General features: G+C 67.3%; 1 pseudogene. It reads left to right on the top strand.

Annotated elements, in window-relative coordinates:
- Positions 1 to 898, top strand: a pseudogene (locus KBX53_RS34395) (DNA polymerase III subunit alpha); the annotation flags it as partial.

The following is an 898-nucleotide window of genomic DNA, read 5'->3' as shown; positions in this document are numbered from 1 at the left end:
ATCAAGGCGACGGCCGCGATCAAGGACTCGGCCCGGGTCCTCGGCTTCCCGTACGCGGTCGGCGACCGGATCACCAAGGCCATGCCGCCGGCGGTGATGGGCAAGGACATCCCGCTCACCGGCATCTTCGACAACAAGCACCCCCGCTACGCCGAGGCGGGCGAGATCCGCGGCCTGTACGACTCCGACCCGGACGTCCGCAAGGTGATCGACACCGCCAAGGGCATCGAGGGGCTGATCCGGCAGACCGGTGTGCACGCCGCCGGCGTCATCATGTCCGCCGAGCCGATCATCGAGCACATCCCGTTGATGCGCCGCGACGCCGACGGGGCGATCATCACGCAGTTCGACTACCCGACCTGCGAGTCGCTCGGGCTGCTGAAGATGGACTTCCTCGGCCTGCGCAACCTGACGATCATCGACGACGCGGTCAAGAACATCGAGCTGAACCACGGCCTGAAGCTCGACCTGCTGGCCCTGCCGCTGGACGACAAGGCCGCGTACGAGCTGCTGGCCCGCGGTGACACCCTCGGCGTGTTCCAGCTCGACGGTGGGCCGATGCGGTCGCTGCTGCGGTTGATGAAACCGGACAACTTCGAGGACATCTCCGCCGTCCTGGCCCTGTACCGGCCCGGTCCGATGGGCGTCGACTCGCACACCAACTACGCGCTGCGCAAGAACGGCCTGCAGGAGATCACCCCGATCCACCCGGAGCTGGAGGAGCCGCTGCGGGAGATCCTGGCGCCCACCCACGGCCTGATCGTCTACCAGGAGCAGGTGCAGCGGGCCGCGCAGATCCTCGCCGGTTACAGCCTCGGTCAGGCGGACCTGCTGCGCCGGGCCATGGGTAAGAAGAAGAAGGAGATCCTCGACAAGGAGTTCATCCCGTTCCGGGACG

The organism is Micromonospora sp. M51 (assembly GCF_018070305.1).
Taxonomy (GTDB): Bacteria; Actinomycetota; Actinomycetes; order Mycobacteriales; family Micromonosporaceae; genus Micromonospora; species Micromonospora parva.
The sequence above is the reverse complement of the archived record's forward strand: the minus strand, read 5'-3'. Positions and strand labels throughout refer to the sequence as shown.